General features: G+C 42.5%; 15 protein-coding genes. 9 read left to right on the top strand and 6 right to left on the bottom strand.

Annotation, left to right across the window (positions count from 1 at the left end):
- The gene (locus HMPREF0868_RS06765; protein WP_012993989.1) at positions 1-2,127 is read left to right on the top strand and encodes an InlB B-repeat-containing protein; all 2,127 of its coding nucleotides are present in this window, start codon (positions 1-3) and stop codon (positions 2,125-2,127) included.
- 68 nt (positions 2,128-2,195) lie between these two features.
- Here HMPREF0868_RS06765 and HMPREF0868_RS06760 read toward each other — a convergent pair whose 3' ends face one another.
- Together HMPREF0868_RS06760 and HMPREF0868_RS06755 are read right to left on the bottom strand one after the other, a co-directional pair.
- Positions 2,196-3,437, bottom strand: coding sequence for a hypothetical protein (locus tag HMPREF0868_RS06760; RefSeq protein WP_012993988.1), 1,242 nt, complete (start codon positions 3,435-3,437; stop codon positions 2,196-2,198).
- A gap of 16 nt (positions 3,438-3,453) precedes the next feature.
- Positions 3,454-4,764, bottom strand: a complete 1,311-nt coding sequence (locus tag HMPREF0868_RS06755; protein WP_012993987.1) for a lipid II:glycine glycyltransferase FemX — start codon at positions 4,762-4,764, stop codon at positions 3,454-3,456.
- A gap of 455 nt (positions 4,765-5,219) precedes the next feature.
- Between HMPREF0868_RS06755 and HMPREF0868_RS06750 the strand changes: the two genes are divergently transcribed.
- The 8 genes from HMPREF0868_RS06750 (at position 5,220) to HMPREF0868_RS06715 (ending at position 18,541) form a co-directional block, all read left to right on the top strand.
- Positions 5,220-5,903: a YiiX/YebB-like N1pC/P60 family cysteine hydrolase gene (locus HMPREF0868_RS06750; protein ID WP_012993986.1), complete on the top strand. Its 684-nt coding sequence runs from the start codon at positions 5,220-5,222 to the stop codon at positions 5,901-5,903.
- Positions 5,904-6,015: 112 nt separating this feature from the next.
- A complete protein-coding gene (locus tag HMPREF0868_RS06745) occupies positions 6,016-7,191 on the top strand; it encodes a hypothetical protein (RefSeq protein WP_012993985.1) in 1,176 nt (391 codons plus the stop codon).
- 145 nt (positions 7,192-7,336) lie between these two features.
- Complete coding sequence (tnpB, locus tag HMPREF0868_RS06740) at positions 7,337-8,434, top strand: IS200/IS605 family element RNA-guided endonuclease TnpB (RefSeq protein ID WP_012993984.1); 1,098 nt, start codon at positions 7,337-7,339, stop codon at positions 8,432-8,434.
- A 331-nt stretch (positions 8,435-8,765) separates the two neighbouring features.
- Positions 8,766-10,367: an InlB B-repeat-containing protein gene (locus tag HMPREF0868_RS06735; protein ID WP_049779019.1), complete on the top strand. Its 1,602-nt coding sequence runs from the start codon at positions 8,766-8,768 to the stop codon at positions 10,365-10,367.
- Positions 10,368-10,785: 418 nt separating this feature from the next.
- The gene (locus tag HMPREF0868_RS06730) at positions 10,786-14,262 is read left to right on the top strand and encodes a thioester-forming surface-anchored protein (protein WP_012993981.1); all 3,477 of its coding nucleotides are present in this window, start codon (positions 10,786-10,788) and stop codon (positions 14,260-14,262) included.
- 261 nt (positions 14,263-14,523) lie between these two features.
- A complete protein-coding gene (locus tag HMPREF0868_RS06725; protein WP_012993980.1) occupies positions 14,524-15,630 on the top strand; it encodes an ABC transporter substrate-binding protein in 1,107 nt (368 codons plus the stop codon).
- 120 nt (positions 15,631-15,750) lie between these two features.
- The gene (locus tag HMPREF0868_RS06720) at positions 15,751-16,890 is read left to right on the top strand and encodes an ABC transporter ATP-binding protein (RefSeq protein ID WP_012993979.1); all 1,140 of its coding nucleotides are present in this window, start codon (positions 15,751-15,753) and stop codon (positions 16,888-16,890) included.
- Entirely contained in the window at positions 16,877-18,541 is a 1,665-nt protein-coding gene (locus HMPREF0868_RS06715; RefSeq protein ID WP_012993978.1) for an ABC transporter permease, read from the top strand. Before HMPREF0868_RS06720 ends, HMPREF0868_RS06715 begins: the two co-directional genes overlap by 14 nt.
- A 285-nt stretch (positions 18,542-18,826) precedes the next feature.
- On the opposite strand, the gene HMPREF0868_RS06710 is transcribed toward HMPREF0868_RS06715, so the two are convergent.
- From HMPREF0868_RS06710 to HMPREF0868_RS06695, 4 genes are all read right to left on the bottom strand, one after another.
- Positions 18,827-19,465 carry an ATP-binding cassette domain-containing protein gene (locus HMPREF0868_RS06710; RefSeq protein ID WP_012993977.1) on the bottom strand — a complete coding sequence of 213 codons (639 nt, stop codon included), beginning with the start codon at positions 19,463-19,465 and terminating at the stop codon, positions 18,827-18,829.
- 3 nt (positions 19,466-19,468) lie between these two features.
- Entirely contained in the window at positions 19,469-20,254 is a 786-nt protein-coding gene (locus HMPREF0868_RS06705; RefSeq protein ID WP_012993976.1) for a hypothetical protein, read from the bottom strand.
- A 4-nt stretch (positions 20,255-20,258) separates the two neighbouring features.
- Positions 20,259-21,032, bottom strand: a complete 774-nt coding sequence (locus HMPREF0868_RS06700) for a hypothetical protein (RefSeq protein WP_012993975.1) — start codon at positions 21,030-21,032, stop codon at positions 20,259-20,261.
- Positions 21,033-21,113: 81 nt separating this feature from the next.
- Positions 21,114-21,512: a hypothetical protein gene (locus HMPREF0868_RS06695; RefSeq protein ID WP_012993974.1), complete on the bottom strand. Its 399-nt coding sequence runs from the start codon at positions 21,510-21,512 to the stop codon at positions 21,114-21,116.
- Between the last annotated feature and the right edge of the window lie 233 nt (positions 21,513-21,745).

The raw sequence follows: 21,745 nt of genomic DNA, 5'->3' as shown, positions 1-21,745 counted from the left end.
ATGAAATATAACCGGAAAAATATTTTATTCGCTTTACTTTTTACTTTGAGTTTGGCATTTTGCGTGATCCCGGTCGGGATTAATGCCGAAACTGAAGAAATTTACGATTGTACCGGCGACAAAAATGTCACCAATCCTTTCCCTGAGGTGATTACCGCTGCGGAAGTGAATGAGTTACAAAATAAAACCAAATCTGCTTATCCTTTTCCCTGTATTGTAAAGACATTTTCGACGCCGGCTGGTAAGGAATTTAGGGTTGTCAACGGGAAAGGTGTGGGCGACACTGAAGAAAATGAAGAATTATTAATTCCCTATATGAACAGGCCAGGCAGAATAGATATCTATATATTTATTCCGCGGGTAGATAGAGACGATGTATACGACGGTGATGGGGAAATACGCCTTTACAAATCCTCACGCGAATTTACGTATCCGGACGGCTCGACGGATTTCGACGATAATAAGGCTCCTAAAAGGAATATACCGTATACGCTTGAAATAAACAACCGACTAATCGGCTCCGATATAACTCGAAAAATTAGTATTAAATACAACATGAGAAAAAATCAAACTTTTATCCATGTGACGATGTACTTGAGCAAAGATGATGAGGCTATCTTCGGGGGGCTATCCCTTAATTATGAAGGCAGTGCAGCTGCACCTGGGTATCATGCGTGGGTACCATTATGCTCAGCTCAATTCCATTTCGTAGACGATCTATTTTATCGCTGGGCAGTGAATATCGCCGGTTCAAGTGAAATCCCCCAGCGCAGTGCCGGTGAAACGGACCATTTTTCCACGAGACCGTTTAAAAGGCTGGATTTGCCGGATTTGACAGCGGCAAAGGTGATAAGCAGGATAAAATTTGCCAACAATCAGTCATTCAGCCCTTATTTTGTGCCTCTTCTGAGTTTTGACCAGGATCCCAAGAAGACCTCGGTGCCGCGGCCAACCATGCAGGAACTGACCGGCACTTCTATACCGGGTTATCTTTACTACGGCAACGACATTGATACCCCTGCCGGCGGGCAATTTACCGCAACGAACACCCAAAAAATCGGTAATTATGATTATGGGGTTGTCCGCGACAAGGACGACAATCTTGTGACTGAAAAGCATTACTATCTCACCTTTCGGCCGGAGCCGACTCGGTTGGTGGTGCGTTACAAGGACTTGCAAAATAAGTTTGAGACAGGTAAGCCGTTCGCGCTTTACACCCAAAATAAACTCATCAGCAACAAGCTCATCAGTAATAAGCTTTTGACCGCTGAAGATCCGGAGCCGCCCACTAAAGCTGCCCTTCAGAAAATGATACAGACCGAAACAACCACTTTGCTCCCAGGCGCAGCAGGTTATTTGGCCGAAGGTTTTGCTTATTTGGCCCCCGGTGAATATCTGGTAGAGCCGAATATCGCGCCGCCACAGGGCTATGAATGGGTTGAGGAAGGGTCTGATCCTTTCAGCCCGGCAGGTAAAGCCAAGGTCGAGATCGCGGCACATAAAAAGGAAACAGATCCAACTCAGAAAACGGTCACGTTTGTGCTGCGAAGAAAGTTGGTGGCAGTGCGTTTTATCAGCAATAATCGGTTATACGCGAATGTTAGAGTTCAAAAATCCAGTTCAATTGATGGTGATGAACTGACAACGGAATCGATGCCAGCTGAACCGAGTAAGGACGGTTATGTTTTTAAAGAATGGAATACGGCTGCGGATGGCAAAGGTGGAACAACATTTACTGGTTCAACTGTCGTGAATGATGATATGACGGTGTTTGCAATTTTTGTTGCAAATCCTTATCCGCAACCGGGACCGCCGGAGCAGCCTATCAAGCCACCGGAGAAGCCTCTCAAGCCGAACTTCCCATTTTTGCCGGTGGACTGTGAAGGTGGCGAACCGGGTGACGATTTACCGTGTCCGCAGCCGGCCAGTTTGATTGGACTGCCGTCTTGGCACTTAACCCGCGCATTAACAGGGAGTGATGAGGCTGCCTCGTTGGCTCCTTTACCGGCGACCGGTGAAAGGATTTACTTCGCATACCGTTTGACAGCAATCATCGCTTTGCTGCTCAGTGGTATGACGGCTTTGGCGCGGTGCTTACACGGACGGATGCCCACGCCCACGCGGTAACCGTGCTGATAACCGTAGCTGATAACCGTAGCGATATCCATAGCTGATAGCTACAGCCTTGATGATTTTCAAATCACCCGCTTTTCCTGTGTACAGAGCACCCAATCAAGATTGACCATTGGAATACGAGTGTGACAGAAACGGCAGACTTGATCCCCGGCCTGTTCGACGACCTGATGAGCACCGCAATTGGCACAGGTAAACTGATCCGGCATGTAATGCAGCGGAGTCACTGTCCCGTATCGCCTGGCCAAACACACCGACATCTTTTTTCGCTTTTCCTCTATATGCACGCGTTTACCGGCGCGAGACAGGAACAAGGCATCAACCTTGCCAACACATTCAACGATTTCCAAGTCGCCATCATGCCGATATGTACGAAACGTCAAATGCTGAACATTCTTAAAAATTACCCCGATGGGACATTCGCCTGCTCCGCCGCTGCCGTGATCAGAACCATTTCCAGCTGAATGCAGGACGCCCCATGCCGCAAGCGCAGTTTCAGGCTGTCCGGTCAGCAAATCAATGAGGCGCATGGTAAAAATTTCGACAGAAAAACGGGGGTCGTGCTGCCGGATTTTTTGGATGACCGTGCTGTGGCGAAAATACGCTCCGAAACTTCTGAGCATAGCCAAAATAATTACAATGGAAAAGACCACTCCGAAAAAAGTGGAAATGGAGTTCACCTGTGCTTGAGTTATTAGTCCTTTTACCTGAGAAATAGCGATAGCCAAGGGTATCAGCAGCACGAGAAAAACATAGCGCATATTGCGTAGCGCACCTTCAATGAAGAAGCGCGTCAGCAGGTAGTGATAAGCCTCTGCCTGATAGCGAGTCCGGCAATAGGGACAAAAATAGTTCTCGCCTTCAGCGTCCAGCCTCGCGCCGCAGTTAAGACACCGCGGCGAAGCTGTTTGCTCACCTGATTGTCCGCCGATCAAAACTTTATCGGTGCGATAGGCGAAACTTTCAACAAAAGCGTTGTGGATTGTCCGCTGATAGCACTTCCGGTTGCGCTCATCACGATAAGTTTCTTTTACTTTGGCGTTAGATGCAGAGATAATAACTTCCGCCTTGCCGTCAGTAGACTTCAGCCCCGACTCATGCTTTTGCCCCGCAGGAAGACGAATATCTAATTCTTTGTGCAAGCCGAAACGCTGCAACGTTTCCAACTCGTGTTGAAAGCGTTCTATTTGCGAAAATCCGGCGTAAGCTTTTATTTCGTCGATGGAGCCGGTTTCATACATCCTCTTTATGACTGGAATATATTGGAGATGATTAAATTCATAGGTGAATACGCCTAAAGGCACGCAAGATCCCCCCCTATCAATGTTTATTTCGCCGACGCAGACGCAGGCGGTAGATAAACCCCCACGGCTGACGAACCATCAACGAATAATTGCCCGGTTGTTCGAGCAGCCGCCCCCCGAAGCCCTTTTTGAAATTAAGAATTCCTTCGTCTGATTGACCGGAATGTTTGCCCATAGTTCCATAATAGTTATACCGGTTGATACCATAGCTTAGAGCTTTAGTCTGAGCATAATGTTGGATCAGCTGTGCGGCGCAGAAACCGAAATATTCTTCGTACGAACCACTGAATAAATACGTCATCTCCCCATTGTAAGTGACGAAAGTCGCGCCGGAAAGATATATTCGGGTTGTGTTTGCACGCTTGAGCGAATTGACGGCGGCGATGTTTTTGTCATAAGCCTTAAGCTCGATCAGACGCGATTTAAGCTCTCCGGCTAAATATTTGCCGGCTCCGGCGGCAAGTTCGGCTTCAAGCTGTTGGCAATGCAAAGCTAAATCGGCCTTCTGCTGCTCTAGGTTTTTCAAAGACTCGGCCGGATCAATATAGGCCAAAACGATCATGGCTTTGGCACGTCCCTGATTGAAATAATGTAGAAATTGCTTATAGTATTCGACCGAACGAGAAGAAAAGTTACGCCGCTCGGCAGTGCGATCGATTAAATCCGCGAAAACCTTCAACCCTGCAATATCGGTGGCAGCTACCTCTTCGCAGTGAACGGAAAATTTTTCAGCCTTGCAGATGTGATTGCGGGCTTTACCGGTATAGCTTTCCCAAAGCTCGGCGGAGGTTTTGAGCGCGGTAAAATCTTTCACAAAAAACCAGCGGCCTACACCATTAATATAATTGTTTTGAAACCCGTCATGGACAAATCCGGCTGTGGCGAGATGGCTATTTATCGTGGGCAAAGCGTCTGAGCACTCCAAATTAGGGGTGATCGATAAGAAAATTATCCCTTGCTGGCGAAAAAAGTCTTTGACGGCTGCAAAAAAATTTTCCACTAACTTGGCGTCAGTATAGTCAAGCATTGGGCCTTGATTGCATTTGGCGATTTTGAAAATTTTCATAGCCTGATAGACGGAAAAAAGTCCTCCGGCGATGCACTTGCCTTCGGCATTCTTCATTATCAGGGGAAAACAGGTTTGGCCTTTGCTGTTGAGGTAGGTGGTCATGTTACCACTTTGCGTAAAACTAGCCGGATAAACTGGTGCCACTGGCTGCCAGGCCAGGGCGAACTCGTCCCACTGCTCGGCAGAGGCGCGTTCCAAAGTAAATCCGTTTTTCTTCAATATAAATTTATTCGTTGAATCGGAAGTGTTATAAGCCATAATTTGTATCTAATACCCTCCTGCTCAATTCACGCTTTTCTTTGATGAGTGAACGATATAAGCATAGCACAAGACTTTTGATTACTTCAAATTTCATTTAAAGTAGAGACAGTTTTGATGAAAATTGTGTGGAAGATACGCAATATATTTATTTAATTCTATTAAAATAAATTAGAAATAAAGTAACATTAAACCATATCGGATGATCAGATAATATCTGCGCTGAAAAGATGCTCGTTTGGATATAATACTGCTAAATAAGCTGGTTTAACAGCATTTATACGAATTGCTTATACATTCAGTTTGATGGCAAAAGACATCGTTTGCATTCAATTTTTTCTTGGATTAGACAAGAAGAATTGAAATTTATCTTGACATAATTACTAATTAAAGTATAATGATTTTAGAAGTACAAATTCAATTGCGACAAAACATTCACAGTATTAGGAGGGAAAATGAGCCGTTTTAAATTTAATTTTAGTGGAGTTATTGGCACTTTAATAATGGTATTGCCTTTGATTGGTCTTTTTGCTGTACCAGTTATGGCAGAATCCATTTCAAAGCTAAACTTGGACGTTAAAAATGAACAAATTGAGCAGTGGAATGCCGAACTGTTAAGGCGAATTTCAATTGCTCCGGAATTAGGCGATTTTAAAACTCTCCAAGATAAAACTTTAAGAGTGCCTGCAGGGTGGACTTGGCGTGATGGTGTAATTTGCGTGACAAACTCGGTTTCTACAATTGCGGGAATTAAAGTTGATCATGGGCATGCCGGAATAATTGCAGCGGAACCGTACTATTATGCAACAATTGAAGCTAACCGAGATAAGGGTGTCCATGTAGCTTATGGAGATTGGATGCAAAAATATACCGGAACGATATGGCAAGTAGGGGTGAATAGTACGTCAGTTCAAGAAGATCATCTGGCAGCAGTATCGGCAGCAGAACATTTGCATAAAAAATATAAATTCCCTGTCATGCTGGATAATCGTAATGAGTTTTATTGTTCCCATTTGGTATATGCTGCTTACAAAGATGCTACCGGTGTTGATCTTGCTGTAGGAAAGATTCCCGGCCTTATTTTGCCGTATGATTTGTTGAATCCGGATATAGTTTCTTTGATATATAAAAATCGGTAGTTGTTATAACTTGTATGGTGAAATAGCCGCTTCATTGAAAAAACATAATCACATCTGGGATTAATTAAATATCATTGAAGCGGCTCAGCTTTTTTAAAAATAAGGAGGGAAAATGAACAGAAAATTTTTCTGTGGCATCGTATCCAGCTTAGTAATAATCTGTATGCTTTCATCATGTTCAATCAGGCTGGGGGACAGCGGGCCGTCAAAGCATGACGACGCAATAAATTACGGCATTGAGACTTCCGACGCGGATTACATAATCTATGATTTTGATTCGATAAATGTCTTTAAAAAAGACAAAAATAATCAGCTGGAGCTGACCAAGCGGGTGAAGCGAAAAGATTCAGATATAAGATATTGGCGTGAGTTTTTTAGAAATTTCGGCAATACTTATGCGACCAGAAGCTCCGTATCTCCGGATAACAATAGGGTATCTATGGTAACGATTGATTCATCCACATTAGCACAGAAGAGATTTGAATTGGATAAAAATGACGATATGTTCAGCTTGTGCATTGATGACAGTTATATTTATTTTTCCACCCCTTATGCATATAGTAAAATTATTTTTCACCGCTTGAGCCACGATTTAGCGGATGTTGAAAAGTTTGAGTTTAAATGTGATAAGGCTGTGCAATTCCCCATTGCCATGCAACCAGTAGGCGACAACATTTTTGTTTTGACCGGTATGTACGGTTTCAAAAATAAGCCCACTGACTACCTCGAAAATCATCTTTTTAAATTTGACCGGAATTTTAATTTAATTAAAGATATAGACTTGAATTTTAACGACAGCGGCTATCAGGGAATGGCTTATGACGGGAAACATAAGTTATACATCACCAAGTCTATTGAAAAGGTTGTCAATAATAAAATCGTGCCGAGCCGTGAAATAATTTGCTTTGACATTGAAAAAGAAAAAGAGCTAAAGAGATATCAGCTGTCAGAATCGATGCCGCGTTTCATCAAGTTTGATGCAGAGAGAAATAAATTGATCATAATGAGAGATTATTACCAGCCGGGCGACCTTTCGTTTACGATACTTTCTTTGGCCAACGGTGAAGAACAAGTGTTTTCACTTCAAGATGCATATTCTCTTCCCGGTCAGCCTAAACCACCATATTTTTCTATGAAAAATGGCATTTGTCATTTCTTACTAAGAGATCGAATAGTTGTATATGACACCTACAAGAAAGAACGAGTAGATTTGCCTTTGACAAAATGCGATTTGAAAGAACCAAGTTTTATGATTGTTAAGACACTTCCATCGAATTTACGCAAGTAATTGAAGATGGAACAAAATATTCTTGTGTTAGATTTAAAAAATGGCATATAATATATATATGAATGTTGCATAAATTTTGAGAAGTGAATATCCGTCATTGAAAACAAGAATGCCATCACTGTAGACAAAAGGATAAATTAGGCTAATGCAAAAAGGTGTTAAATTTAGAATCTATCCGAATAAGGAACAGCAAACTATCATCAATCAGACTTTAGGGTGTTGCAGACTAATCTACAACAAGGGTCTTGCCATGCGTAATGAAACGTATCAGAATGGCAATAAAATTGGCTATTCACAGACTTCTGCAATGCTGACAGACTTAAAGAAAAGTGATGATTTTGCATTTCCTAAAGCGGTAGATTCTATTGCTTTGCAACAGTCTTTGCGTGACCTTGACAGAGGTTTTGTAAACTTCTTTCAGAACCGTGCATCCCATCCGAAATTTAAAAGTAAACATAATCACCACCAGTCCTACAGAACAATCAATCAGGGCGATAAGATCCGCATTGTGGGAAAATATATAAAACTTCCCAAGTTAGGATTGGTGAAAATCCGTCAAACTATGGGAGTTGAGAAAATCAATAACGTAACCATTGAGCATACACCGACGAATAAATATTTTGCTGTTCTGAATGTGAAATTTGAACCACAGCCAATGAGTAATAAAGGTGGCAAAATTGGCATTGATGTGGGTATTAAAGAGTTCTATTCCGACAGTAACGGAAATGTGGTACACAACCCTAAATACCTTGAAAAATCAATACGTAAGCTCATACGTGAACAACGGAAATTGTCACGCAAAGAAAAAGGTTCAACCAATCGCAATAAACAGCGTGTTAAGGTTGCGTTACTACATGAAAAGATTACTAATCAGAGAAACGATTTTTTACAAAAACAATCTACTATGCTGATTCGTGAAAACCAAACTATCTGCATAGAGGATTTAAAAGTAAAAAATATGATGCGTAATCACAAATTAGCACAGCATATAGGTTCTGCATCGTGGTCTAAGTTTTTTGATATGTTGTCCTATAAATCTATTTGGTACGGGAATGATATTGTAAAAGTACCTACAATGTACCCAAGCAGCCAAACATGTTCCTGTTGTGGATTTAAAAATCCCATTGTAAAGAATCTTGCAATTCGTAAATGGGAGTGTCCGGAGTGCCATACAAAGCATGATAGGGATACCAATGCAAGTATCAACATACTGAATAAAGGACTGAAAATGCAGTCAGCATAGTAAACATAAAACAATAGAACATATCAACTGCACCGTAGGGCATACGGGAACAGTATAATCTAGCTTGTGGACACTGTGTAAGACATTGAGATATCGAATGGTATCAGCCAATGCAGTAGTGGTTGAAGCAAGAATCCCCATTGCTTTAGCTGTGGGGAGTGTCAAGATTGTTAAGTGAACCTTTAAAAATTCTGGTAATAAAAACGGAGAATCGTCTAAGGCCATGCATGAGGTTAGTCTCGCGCTGGCCTTTTGTTATACAGCGATCTTGCAGGAAAATAAATTTTGTTATACAATTTGCCCTTGTAAATAAAATTTTAAAAAGGCAATTGTGAACATAGTGAATTTAGAAAAGTTTATAAAGTGTGGCGAGGCTAGATTAAGATCCGCTCTTTCTGCTGTTTTAAGTGTAGGAATAGGGCTTGCCACGGCGGCATTTTTGCTGAACGTAGCGCCAACGGAAGTGTGGGCAGACGACCTGACCTGGACACGCGAAGATTTCAATATTACAGAAGATGGCAAGCAAATCGGCTATCGTAAGAATATAGAGGTACCGGCCAAGGACGGCCAACCGGCACATACAGAAAATATTATAATCCCCGGGCTTAATGCTAGAGGGCGCGAGAAACTCAAGAAAAATCCGCATTTGGTTATCCCAGACGGCATTGAAATTATTCACGAGGTAGCATTTACGGGGCATTTGCAAGGCAATAATGAATACATTCCCGGCGAGCCGTATATTGAAGAACTTACTTTACCGCAGTCATTAAAAGTAATTGAGTACGGTGCCTTTGGCTGGAATAAAATTCGAGGAACGGTAGTTATTCCACCAAAAGTTATATCCATACATAGTGGAGCTTTCCTCAGTAACGAAATAGAAAAGGTGGTTTTTCAGGGTGTATTGGACGGGAAAGGCAAGCTTAACCCGAACGATCCGGACGACTATTACTTGGATGGAATCGGTGAAAAAGCTTTTCAGGCTAATAAAATAGCCGAAATTGTCGTAAAAGATAACTTAGGGAAGTATAAATTTCTGTGCAGAAAAGATGATCCTAGTGCCGCTCCGTTTAATAACCAGGAATTGGGTATAATCAATATTGAGTTGGGTGAAAGCTATGTGCGTCCGATTAAAGTTACGCAGGAAAGTGGCCGGCATCCTGTTATGACAATGGAGGGTTTTAAAGAGGACGGTGTTGTAACGCCGATCAATAACTCCAAGTATTTCACGCGTGATAATAGCGGCAAACTTATAGCGACTAAGACTGGCCAAATTGAAGGCCAGACCATGCATTATGATTTGTATAATAACGAGTATAGATACGTAGGTACATGGCATTATGCGTACAACATATTGCCCAAGAGTATAGTTTGCACGGTTACGTTTGTAAACGGTACGAATAAGGACTATGTGAAAGTAAAGAAAAATAAATCTATTTCGGATCGCAGTGTAGCTGGTCAGGCGATGCCGGCTGATCCGGTGCGGCCGGGTTATGTTTTTAAGGCATGGAACACGGCGGCAGATGGCGCGGGTACGGCCTTTGATGCTCAATCGGTGGTAACAGGAGATATGACCGTGTTTGCTATTTTTGCGCCCGCACCTCAGCCTCAACCTGTGCCGAACCCGCAGCAGCCGGAGCCTAATCCGCAACATCCGGGCGGCGAACCGAGCCAAACTCATGGAACCCCGTTTCCCCCGGTGATCCTACAGCAGCCCGGCTGTGATGCCGCTCCCAAACAAGCTGAAGTGACAAAGAAAACGGCCAAGCCTAGTTCAGCGCGAGGTGAAACGACGGTGACGCCGCAGGACGACTTGCCAAAGACGGGTGAAGCGATGACACAGCTCATCTTGCCGGGGGTTCTGATTTTGGCCGGCCTGAGCCTGGTAGGCGTAGTTCTCCGCCGCCAGACGAAGCACCTCAAACAGGAAAAGTGATACTAGGATGAATTGTAATTTAATTGTAAGATAAATGTAAGTTTAACTAAATAAAATATATACAAAAAACTCTTTTATTTCCGCAGAAAAATGTTAAAATCAAGTCAATGAAATTCTTTTGAAGAGGTTGACAGCATATGACTTTTTCAGGCATGATTTTGACAGACAGACAGACAGACAGACAGACAGACAGACAGACAGACAGACAGCTGTAAGTTTCGGCTGCCTATAGTTTATCAGCAAAAGTATACGAGATCGCGTTGCGGTTCGGACACTTTTGCTTTTTTGTGTGTAATCTTTCCAAGACCTTTAAAAATTGTTCGCTTATAATCAATCGATATTATAGAGACAAGGATTAGCAAAATAAATAGAATCAATCAAATCAGTTAAATACATCTCCAAAGGAGGACAGTTTGAGATGAGAAATCGAGGCCATTTTAAAAAGTTTTTAGCAAGTGGTAGAGCGTTGCTCAGCGCGGTTGTTACAGTAGCTGTGATCTTGGGTGGAGTGGTGCTTTTACCGAGTGCAGTCAGGGCTGAAGATAATTTTAATGGGTTTCCTAATGATGTAACATCAATTTCTTTAAATGATCGATATTATTCAAGTGGATACATCGAAAAAACTTTAAGGGAAAATAAACCAAATTATAATCGTTTTGCAACAGTTACTGCCGATGGGAAAAATCTTGATGCAGATTCCTACGCCTTTTGCCTGGCTAACGGGAAAAAATTTCCTACGTATAAAGAAGAGGGTAAAGCTGAGGGAATATACAGCATGGTTCGGAATATTGATGAAGATATGTATAATAAACTTTTAGCTGAGAATCATAAGTTTTCTCATATTGCCAACAAAAAGTTGGCCTGGGATACATTTTCACGCCTAACTTACATCTATTTGGCTGATCCAACTGGAATTGTTAAACGTGTTTGGGGTAAAGAAATTGGTACTGCTCGTGATGCCTTTCACCAGGTAATTCAACTTGAAATTTGGCGTTATACAGACGGTTTTCTTGTTTCGCCGACGCAAAATTACTTTGAATATAAGTATCTTTCTAATGAACAGAAAAAAGCACTGGAGCTTGTGCGGCAGGATTTGTGGAATTTTGCCGTTCCTTACGACAAACTTGAGTATCGTTTCTATAAGCCGGAATTCAAGAGAGGCGCAGGCTATCAAGCCTTGGGAACGGTCAGGTTTAAGAAAAATGACATTACTGTCAATAAGGTTTGGATAAATCTAGATTCAACGGACAAAAAACCGGATACGTATGTCAGACTTTTGAACGATAGAAAACCGGTCATGGTCACTGATCCAGGCACCGGTAAGCAAAAGGAAGCAGTCCAAAAAATAGACAGCGAAGCGGATCAGGCGGTGTTTGAAGGCGAGTTTAATCTTGACTCGGGAATTTGGGAAGTTGAAGAGGTGATGCCGGACGGCAAAGGTGGATGGAAGCACTGGGAAGTGCCCGGATATACTTCTGATAATCTGGTAAGATTTGACGGCAGACATTGCACTATAACGAATACGAAGCAACCGAATCCTAAAGTAGTCAAGGTGAGGAAATTCTGGTTCAATATGGGCGAATCAACCGCTGTGCCGGATGATGTCTATTTCACTTTGTATAAAAATGGCACGAAAGTTGCAGACCCTAAAAAGTTGGAAAAAAATGCAGTTAGTGTAGAATTCCCAATAGACAATTCGGCTGATATTAAGCAGTATACGGTCAAGGAAACTGATGCAACTGGTAACCCATGGAAAAAAGACGGCTATGACGAGCCGGTCATAACAAAAGTCTTGGATGGGGTATTTGAAGTTTCCAATGAAAAAAAAGATCCGCCTAAAATTAAGGTTAAGGTAAAAAAGGTAGATAAAGATCAACCCGATAAATTGCTTGTTGGGGCGAATTTAATGATAGAAAAAATATATAAACAGGATGTTCCAAGTAAGTATCCGGATGCGGACTGGCAAACGACAGGCAAAGTGGATGAAGTTGAACTTCCCGTCGGTGACTATAAACTTTCCGAGCAAGAACCTCCTTTGGGGTATAAAAAAGCCGCAAATATTTATTTCAAAGTTGATGATCAGGGTAAAGTCACCGTTTCAGGAACTGATCCCAAAGGCCTATACGTGGCAAGCATTGACAAAACGATAACCATGGCGGATGAAAAAGATACAACAACTGGATCAAAATTAACTGACGTTACGCTGTCGAAAAAGGCGGTTAATGGTACGGATGAACTGCCTGGGGCTAAGCTGCAAGTAGTGCAAATTGTATCTAAACAAGGTCAAAAGCCATACAGCAAATTAGTTGCGGAATGGACGTCTGACAAGGACAAGGGTGCTAAGACGATTAAATTGCCGGAAGGCGAGTACATGATGGTAGAAACGACTGCGCCAAATGGTTATGAAGTGGCTGAAAGTATTACTTTTAAAGTGGATGCTAAGGGCAAAGTTTCGGTACGCGGGGAAAACGGCAATTTTGTTAATCAGGGGGACTCTACTGTAACGATGATAGATAAGCCCAAGCAGCCGGAAAACACTTTCTTTGTCAATCTATCAAAGAAGGCGGTGAACGGTACGGCCGAACTGCCGGGTGCTAAGCTAAAAGTCCTCAAAGGATATAGCGAGAATGGGCAATTAGTTGAAAAATGGACTTCCGGTACTCCCAGTAATTCCAGTAAGAAAATACGGTTGGCACCGGGTGTTTATACGATGGTAGAAACGACTGCGCCAAATGGTTACGAAGTGGCTGAAAGTATTACTTTTAAAGTGGATGCTAACGGCAAAGTTTCAATAAAGAGCGCGGACGGTAAATTTGTTACCGCGGATAAAGCTGAAGTTGTGATGTTTGATAAGCCCAAGCAGCCGGGTGGAGAAAACCCGCAACAGCCTGGCGGAGAAAATCCGCAGCAGCCGGGGAAAAAATACAAGGTTACCTTCCCGAAAGGCGCAGAAACCAGCGAAGATGACCCAGATGGTAAGAACACAACGTTGAAAATAGTTGAAGGTGAAGATCCGAACGGCCAAACAACCGTAGGAAATCCATGGAACCCGGGAACCGAAGACAAAATTACCGATCTGAAACCGGGAACATACACCTTGGTGAAGGTTGTCAAAAAGGATGGCGGGAAAGATGTAACTGAAACTGTTACTTTCAAAGTAGACAATAACGGTGAAATTTCGGTAAAAAATAAAGATGGCGATTTTGTCAAAAAAGATGACAAAACCATAACGACAAAAGATAAGGAAAAAACGACTCCGCAGCAGCCGGGCGGAAAACACAAGGTAACCTTCCCGAAAGACGCAGAAACCAGCGAAGACGACCCTAAGGGCGAGCACACAACGCTAAAAATAGTTGAAGGAGAAGACCCAAACGGTAACACAACCGTAGGCGAAAGCTGGAAACCGGGAAAAGAAGACAAAAACGTTGATCTGAAACCGGGAACATACACCTTGGTGAAGGTTGTCGAAAAGGATGGCAGGCAAGAAGTAACTGAAAGCGTTACTTTCAAAGTAGACACTAACGGTGAAATTTTGGTGAAAAATAAAGACGGCAAGTATGTCAAAAAAGATGGCAACACCATAACGACAAAAGATAAGGAAAAAACGACTCCGCAGCAGCCGGGCGAAGAACCGAGCCAAAATCATGGCACCTTGTTCCCACCGGTGATCCTACAGCAGCCTGGCAGTACTGACACTTCCCAACAGGCTGAAGTGACAAAGAAAACGGCCAAGCTTAGTTCAACGCAAGGTGAAGTGACGCCGCAGGCCGACGTGCCCAAGACGGGTGAAGCGACGACACAGCCCATCTTGCCGGTGTTCCTGACTTTGGCCGGCCTGATCCTGGTAGGCGTAGTTGTCCGCCGCCAAAAGAAGCAGGCACCGACAAAAGATTGAGACATACCGTATAAAACACGGCCTTAGACGACAAAGTCAATACGGCGCTACAAAACGATGCCCCCGCACCTTATAAAGGAAGGGGACATCGTTTTTTTTTTGCGTAAGATAAGACAGACGGGCTAGTGTGCGGTATTTCGGATATTTTAATCGCTAAATTATGTTACTTTTGTGCATAATAGCTGCTATATTGGAGATGAAATAAGGTAAGTTGCACAAATAATTATGAGTTCAATATTTACGCGATATAAGGAGGCATGTATGAAAAAAATATTAGGATTAGTATTGGCTGTGGCTACCACACTGACAATGGTTGTCGGTTGCGGCTCCGAAACGGCAAATCCGAAAGCAGAGACAAGTAAGGCTGAACAGACAACTGCCGCTGATAAGAGTGCCGGTGAGAAAAGCGATTCCAAGGCTGGACAAGCAGGCAAGGTTGTCGTGTACACGGCCCGTAGCGAAAGCTTGAACAATTTGGTTATTCACGCCTTTGAGGCCTCAACGGGGATTAAAGTTGAAACAGTTGTTGCCGGTACCGGGGAACTGCAAAAACGGGTTGAGTCCGAAAAAGATAATCCGCTGGGAGATGTCCTTTGGGCTGCCGATGAAACCATGCTTTCACCTTACCGTGATTTGTTTGAAAAATATGTTTCGCCGGAAGACAAGAATATGCAGGAAGCTTTCCGTAATAAATCGGGTTACTTTACCCCGGCTTTTTCCGATCCGACCGTTCTTATTGTGAATAAAAACCTGATCGGCGATATTAAGATGGATTCTTGGGCTGACTTGCTCAATCCGGCACTTAAGGGCAAAATCGCTTTCGGTGACCCGGTGAACTCTAGCTCGGCATTCCAGTCTTTGGTAGCAATTTTGTATTCGATGGGCAATGGCGACCCGATGTCAGATAAAGCTTGGGATTTCGTGGACAAATTTTTGAAAAACGTTGATGGCAAAATTATCGGCAGTTCCGGTCAGTTGCACAAAGGTGTAGCGGACGGTGAATTCCCGGTCGGTCTTACTTGGGAGGATCCGGCTGCCAACTACATAAAGAACGGCGCCCCGGTAAAAGTTGTTTTCCCGAAAGAAGGGGCTATTTTCCCCGGCGAATCGGTACAAATTATTAAAGGTGCCAAAAACATGGAAAATGCTAAAAAGTTTGTCGATTTCATGTTGTCGGAAGAAATTCAGTCGAAAGTTGGCGCGGAATTAACCGTACGGCCATTGCGTAAGAATGTAAAACTGGCGGATTATATGACACCGCAAAAAGATATTGTTCCGGCACCTAACTACAGTGAAAAATGGGTTTCTGAAAATAAAGATAAGATTACCAAGAAATTCACCGAACATTTGGAAAATTCGATGAATTAACCGCGGGGCGGAACGCAGCGTGGTAAGACGACGTTCGCAAGCAAAATGACGGCAGAGTGAAGCAGCTGAACGGAGGAGAGGACACTCTCCTCCGTTCATATAGTCAAAGGAGAAGGGTTAATGAGTGTTCCTATATCAATAAAAAATGTCAGTAAAAATTATGGAGAGACTAGGGTTATCAACGGCTTGTCTCAAGAAATTAAAGCGGGTGAGTTATTTACGTTACTCGGCCCTTCCGGCTGCGGCAAAACAACTTTGCTGAGGATGATTATAGGCTTTAATACAATTGACGGCGGCGTAATTGAGGTTAACCAAAGCCCGATTAACGATATTCCGATAAGTAAGCGCAACATGGGTATGGTCTTTCAAAACTACGCGGTTTTTCCTCATTTAACCGTGCGTGAAAATGTGGCTTACGGCTTGAAAAATCGTCATTTGGGGAAAGAAGAGATAAGGCGCAAGGTTGATCACATGTTGGAGGTAGTTAAAATCAGCGATTTTGCCTCACGCAAGCCGGAACAACTTTCGGGTGGGCAGCAGCAGCGGGTGGCTTTGGCCAGAGCGATTGTTATTGAGCCGCAAGTTTTGTTGATGGACGAACCTTTGTCAAATTTGGATGCGAAATTACGGGTCGAAATGCGTGAGGCGATCAAGCAGATTCATGATGAGATAGGGATCACAACGGTTTATGTCACTCACGATCAGGAAGAAGCTTTGGCAATTTCCGATCGCATCGCCGTCATGAACAAAGGTGTAATTCAGCAGACAGGCACGCCGGAAATGTTGTATCGGCGCCCCGCCAATGTGTTCGTAGCGAATTTTATCGGCAATACCAATAATATTGAAGCCATTTTGGTTGAACAGCGTAACGGACTGACGACTTTGGCGGTAGGGGATTACCAATTTAGTGTGCCATCTTTGCAGCCGGGCTTAAAGAAGGGCGAAAAGTATAAATTGTGCGTCCGTCCGGAAGATTTTTGCTTCAGTGATGATGCTGACGGAATCCCGGCAGTGGTCAGGGACAGTGTTTTCTTGGGTCTTAATATTCACTATTCTATTGAACTGTTTAACGGTACTGCCATACATGTTTTGCAGAGCAATGACGTCAGACAGCGTCTGGTTAAAGGCGAACATCTAAGTTTGAAAATTAAAGGCGACAAGATTAATGTTTTTGATCCGGTAACCGAAAAGAGCGTGGTAATGGAAACTTGCGTGCTTAAGGTTGGCGGACCGGAGGAGGCAGAGCATGAAGAAGCGTGAAAAAGGAACAAGTGGAGTTTGGATCTGGGTTTCTCTGGCAGTTCTGCTTGTTTTTCTGATTTTTTTGCTGTATCCGTTGGTTTTGATTCTCTACAAGAGTTTTGTCGATCAGGGGACGGCGCAGGTCACCTTAAGTAACTTCGCGCGCTTTTTTGCCAAAAAGTTCTACTGGGTGAATATTTTGCACAGCTTTAAAGTAACGTTGACGGCTACGATAATTTCTGTGCTCATTGGTTTGCCTATGGCTTATCTGACAAGGATGTATAAGATAAAGAATATCAGTTTGATCAACATTCTTTGCATCATCGCTTATCTTTCGCCGCCGTTCATCGGGGCTTATGCTTGGATTCAGTTGCTCGGGCGTAACGGGATAATTACGCGTTTGCTGAGCAGTGCTTTTCACATACATTACGGGGGTATTTATGGGTTCGCTGGCATCGTTTTGGTCATGTCAATGCAGTCATTCCCGCTAGTGTTCATGTACATTTCGGGGGCTATGAAAAACATGGACAGTTCGCTCAGTGAGGCGGCGGAAAGTCTAGGAAGTAGCGGCCTGAAACGGTTCTTTACGGTAATCGTTCCCTTGGTCATGCCCAGCTTGTTAGCCGGAGCGTTGTTGGTGTTTGCTCGAGTATTTGCCGATTTCGGTACGCCTATGCTCATTGGTGAAGGTTATAAAACCATGCCGGTTTTGATTTATAACTCGTTTATGAGTGAGGTCGGCGGCGATGATGGCTTTGCCGCAGCTTTGTGTGTGATTGCAATTATTGTTGTCGGGGTAATATTTATTGCTCAAAAGATTGCCGGTAACATTTTTTCCTATTCGATGACGGCTTTGCGGCCGATTCAGCAACGTAAATTGCACGGAATCTCGAATGGCGTGACTCACTTGTTCGTGTACTTGCTGACTTTTATCGCCATCTTGCCGCAGATTGTCGTTATCGTCACTTCTTTTTTGAAGAATCGCGGCGGTCAGGTGTTTTTGCCCGGTTTTTCTTTGCAAAGCTATCGAAATATTTTGGGCTCAGGGCAGGCTTATGTTATAAGAAACACTTATTTGTTTGGCTTGGCTGCGATAATTCTCATAATCGTTTTCGGTGTTTTAGTCGCATATATGGCTAAGCGGAAGCGTAATGCGTTGACGGGGGCTTTGGATACGATATCCATGTTGCCGTATATTATTCCAGGCTCAGTTTTGGGTATTTCTTTTATTTTCGCGTTCAATGCGCCGCCGATCATGATTAGCGGCACGGCAATAATTATAATCATCAGCTTAATGATGCGGCGGTTGGCTTACACTATTCGTTCAAGTTCGGCGATTATAGCGCAGATCAGCCCAAGCATGGAAGAAGCGGCAATCAGTTTGGGATCCGGGGAGTTCAAAGCTTTTGCGGATGTTACCTTGCCGATGATGCTGCCGGGAGTTATTTCCGGGGCCTTGATGAGTTGGATTACGGTAATCAGTGAGTTAAGCTCGTCCGTTATTTTGTACACTAGCGGTACTAAAACGCTCACCGTCGCTATTTATACTGAGGTCATCAGGGGTAATTATGGCAATGCCGCCGCTTTTTCGACGGTCTTGACCTTGACATCTGTCATATCTTTGCTGTTATTCTTTAAGTTATCAGGACGTAAAGAAATCAGTATTTGAGCATACATAAGCATATGATAATATGTTCGTACGGAAAGGATGGAGCGGGCAACAGGGGCGTTCGCGGTCGCGTTCGATGATTCTGACTCTCTGATGACTCACGCCGCTAATGAAAACTATGCGACAAAAACACACGTCAGCCTCATTCCCAGCTCCCCTTCGGCCCACGTTCGGGCAGGAGGTCCAGCGACTGTTTCTCCTAGTGGGAAGAGAATCAGGTAACAAAAAATCCTCCGGCGGAGCGAAGTAGATGTGGGAAAGAGATGAATAATTCAGCTTATATCGTTAAACAAGCTGATGATCACGAATATACACAATTTTACTATTGAAAAAACGGATATCATCCTCGTTATGAGAGGTAAGCAAAATTGTGGCATCATATTCTTTTTGATAGTTGAGAATTACTTGGCGCAATTCAGCAACGCCTTCCTTATCGATGCTATTAAAGGGTTCATCAAGAAGTAAAATACGAGGGTGCTCCAATAAGGCTTGTGCTAACGCCAAACGCTGCAACATTCCCAACGAATAATTTTGGGTTTTTATATCCATGGATTCAGACAAGCCAACTTTTTCAAGCATTTGCTTAATATCACTGGCACCAACTAAGCCTCTAATCCCAGATAATATCTCTAAATTTTTAAAACCGGAGAGTTCAGGTAAAAAACCGGGATTCTCAATTATGTAGCCAATACTCTCTGGCAAAGAACCCAATACTGCTATTTGTTTTCCTTCAACAAAAATTTTACCTAATGTTGGGAGTGTTAAACCGGCAATCAGTTTAAAAAGTACGCTTTTACCGGATCCATTAGGACCAACGATTCCGTAGCTTTTCCCAGTCTCAAAAGCATATGAGGTGTTTTCAAAAATGTTTCTTTTCCCATAGTTCTTAGATAATCCCTTGAGCTCAATTGCAAAATTATCCATCGTTCACTCCGTTTCATAATTTTTGTTAGACTTTGGTAGAACCAAGTCGCGCTTACAAATTAGCAAGATGTTAAGGCTTAGCAGTAGTAAGATTCCACATATACCTATCAGTACTTCTAGACTGAAATGATGTGTGCTCTGTAGAGGAAGTAGGAGAGCAAAGAGATTGGCATTACTAAAAATATTGCCAAAAAAGCCAAGACAAGCAAAAGCGTTTATCATGATGGTTACACTGAAAACAGCAAAAATAGCTGCGCCATTTAATTTGGTCTGCGTTAGTAACAGGAAGAATAAGACTAAAATTATTATCACCATCAGATAAGCAAGTCCACTCTGTAGAGCGGTTGAAAAAACACTTTTAGAGATAGTGGCAGGCTTGGTTGTAAAAGTTTTCGCTAGCTCTTGAAATGCATCAGATGTTTTGCTATTAAACAGTGAATTGCTAATACACGATAAGATTGACAAAAACAATATGATCGCATAGTATTTCAAAGCAATAATCGAGCAATTACTTATTCGTTTAAGAATATATACTATACGGCTTTTATACCTCGACATAATAAAATAAAGATTTGACTCTTTTTGCGTTTGATTAACTAGCAAAGCACCCAAGCAAAAGGGAAAAGTGAAAAATCCTGTATAGCTATCATTTAAAAAATAGGCAGTTAATTCGCCATATGAGAATTTACCATACTTGCTTATAATTCCAACAACTTGGCTTAAGCTAAATAACAAAACTAACCCGGTGAAGCTATAGATCAGGAATGAAAATACCTTTTTGCTTTTCATGATCTTACTCTCCTTGAATGTTCTTGGTTGTCATGAATTTTAGCCAAGCGAGAATGACGCTAGCTAAAATGATGATTAACCAAGAGCACCACACTAAAACTGCATTAAGATGCCCAACCTTGGTAAATGCAAACATCACACTGGGCTCAAAGTGAGTCAGGTGTAAAAACATGGCCACCAATGATAAAAAGATGGAAATTAAGGCGGGTGAAACCCAAGCAACAAATTTTTTAGGCACGTAAAAAGTCAACGCTAGAGCCAGTGTTGCAAATACGGCACTAAAGATTGACCCGTGTAGAATGGCCATCAATACATACATAGTAGGTGAAATCAGATAGAGAGAGGCGTAAGTATATTGTTGCGTATGGTTCAGTTCCAGATCTAAATTAGGCTTCCCTGTACACAACAGAACTGAAATAAGCACCCAAATAGAGAATGCTATAAACAATGCTACAAAGGCACATATGGCATTGATGAGAAAAATTTCTATGAAATAACGTTTCCTCCCTGTTCTAGTGATGAAATACCGTAACATCCCAGATGACTTGTGAGATGCGTATATGTCAGCTGCCGGAAGAGCGCAAGCAATGAAAACCATAAACGGAAGTAAAGAGTTAAAGTAACCATCACTAAAGGCTATAAAACTAGTCTTATTTTTGAAATATTCTTGCCCGGCATTCTGGAAAGAAACAATGCTCATTGATAATAAGCAAAGAATGATACTGAGCAACATTCTAAATCCAAACAAATGCTTAAACATCAACTTCTTGTTTTTCATGTAATTCCCCCAAAAAACAATATGGAATTAAAAAGGGGAAGGTGGAAGCCTCCCCCTTTATGTACTATTGCTTGCCCGTGATTAATTCTCATCAGGGCTCCAAGAACCACTTGCTGCAACTTTTACATAAGTCGTTAAACCAGTCCACATGCCAAGCTTTACATTGCTATCAACAAAGTTATATGCTTCATTGTAAGGAATCAGAATGCGTGATCCGGATGTTAATGAGTAATCCTCAGTAATCTTGTCACTTCCCCAATAAACCGCACAGTTCATTTTGTAACCACCACCAATAGAACCATTGTTATTTACCGCACGACTTTGATTTGTTTTGGTAAGTGTGTCAGTATAAGTGGCACCACCAAATCTTGGCATCACCACGTCATATTCAGCTATGTTTCTAGCAGAAACAAATGTTGCTCCACCGATAAATAACATCAGAGCTAAAGCTACAGCTGAGTACTTCATAAGCCTTTTCATAATGAATCTCCTTTCCGCATTTTGAACATGTTGTACTCTTGAACATGTTGTATAACTGAACTTATTGTACTGCTGTAATTTCTAACAGTCAAGCATTTGATTAATCAAATCAATAAAAGGTTTGAATATCGATTCAAACTACGTGCATTCCCAAAAGGTGATCCATCCACTGTTTCACCTCCTTGATCTGTTTCTGAATTCTCTGCCTTTTGTCCGCTTCTTCGGCGATTACA

Origin of the sequence: Mageeibacillus indolicus UPII9-5, assembly GCF_000025225.2 — a bacterium.
GTDB lineage: Bacteria > Bacillota > Clostridia > Saccharofermentanales > Fastidiosipilaceae > Mageeibacillus > Mageeibacillus indolicus.
Note: the sequence above shows the minus strand (reverse complement) of the source record. Positions and strands in the feature narration are given on the sequence as shown.

What these genes read in the sequence shown, in the direction of transcription:
- HMPREF0868_RS06765 (WP_012993989.1), top strand. Translation starts at nt 1, where the DNA reads ATGAAATATAACCGGAAAAATATTTTATTCGCTTTACTTTTTACTTTG.
- HMPREF0868_RS06755 (WP_012993987.1), bottom strand. Translation starts at nt 4,764, where the DNA reads ATGGCTTATAACACTTCCGATTCAACGAATAAATTTATATTGAAGAAA.
- HMPREF0868_RS06750 (WP_012993986.1), top strand. Translation starts at nt 5,220, where the DNA reads ATGAGCCGTTTTAAATTTAATTTTAGTGGAGTTATTGGCACTTTAATA.
- HMPREF0868_RS06745 (WP_012993985.1), top strand. Translation starts at nt 6,016, where the DNA reads ATGAACAGAAAATTTTTCTGTGGCATCGTATCCAGCTTAGTAATAATC.
- tnpB (WP_012993984.1), top strand. Translation starts at nt 7,337, where the DNA reads ATGCAAAAAGGTGTTAAATTTAGAATCTATCCGAATAAGGAACAGCAA.
- HMPREF0868_RS06730 (WP_012993981.1), top strand. Translation starts at nt 10,786, where the DNA reads ATGAGAAATCGAGGCCATTTTAAAAAGTTTTTAGCAAGTGGTAGAGCG.
- HMPREF0868_RS06725 (WP_012993980.1), top strand. Translation starts at nt 14,524, where the DNA reads ATGAAAAAAATATTAGGATTAGTATTGGCTGTGGCTACCACACTGACA.
- HMPREF0868_RS06720 (WP_012993979.1), top strand. Translation starts at nt 15,751, where the DNA reads ATGAGTGTTCCTATATCAATAAAAAATGTCAGTAAAAATTATGGAGAG.
- HMPREF0868_RS06715 (WP_012993978.1), top strand. Translation starts at nt 16,877, where the DNA reads ATGAAGAAGCGTGAAAAAGGAACAAGTGGAGTTTGGATCTGGGTTTCT.
- HMPREF0868_RS06710 (WP_012993977.1), bottom strand. Translation starts at nt 19,465, where the DNA reads ATGGATAATTTTGCAATTGAGCTCAAGGGATTATCTAAGAACTATGGG.
- HMPREF0868_RS06705 (WP_012993976.1), bottom strand. Translation starts at nt 20,254, where the DNA reads ATGAAAAGCAAAAAGGTATTTTCATTCCTGATCTATAGCTTCACCGGG.
- HMPREF0868_RS06700 (WP_012993975.1), bottom strand. Translation starts at nt 21,032, where the DNA reads ATGAAAAACAAGAAGTTGATGTTTAAGCATTTGTTTGGATTTAGAATG.
- HMPREF0868_RS06695 (WP_012993974.1), bottom strand. Translation starts at nt 21,512, where the DNA reads ATGAAAAGGCTTATGAAGTACTCAGCTGTAGCTTTAGCTCTGATGTTA.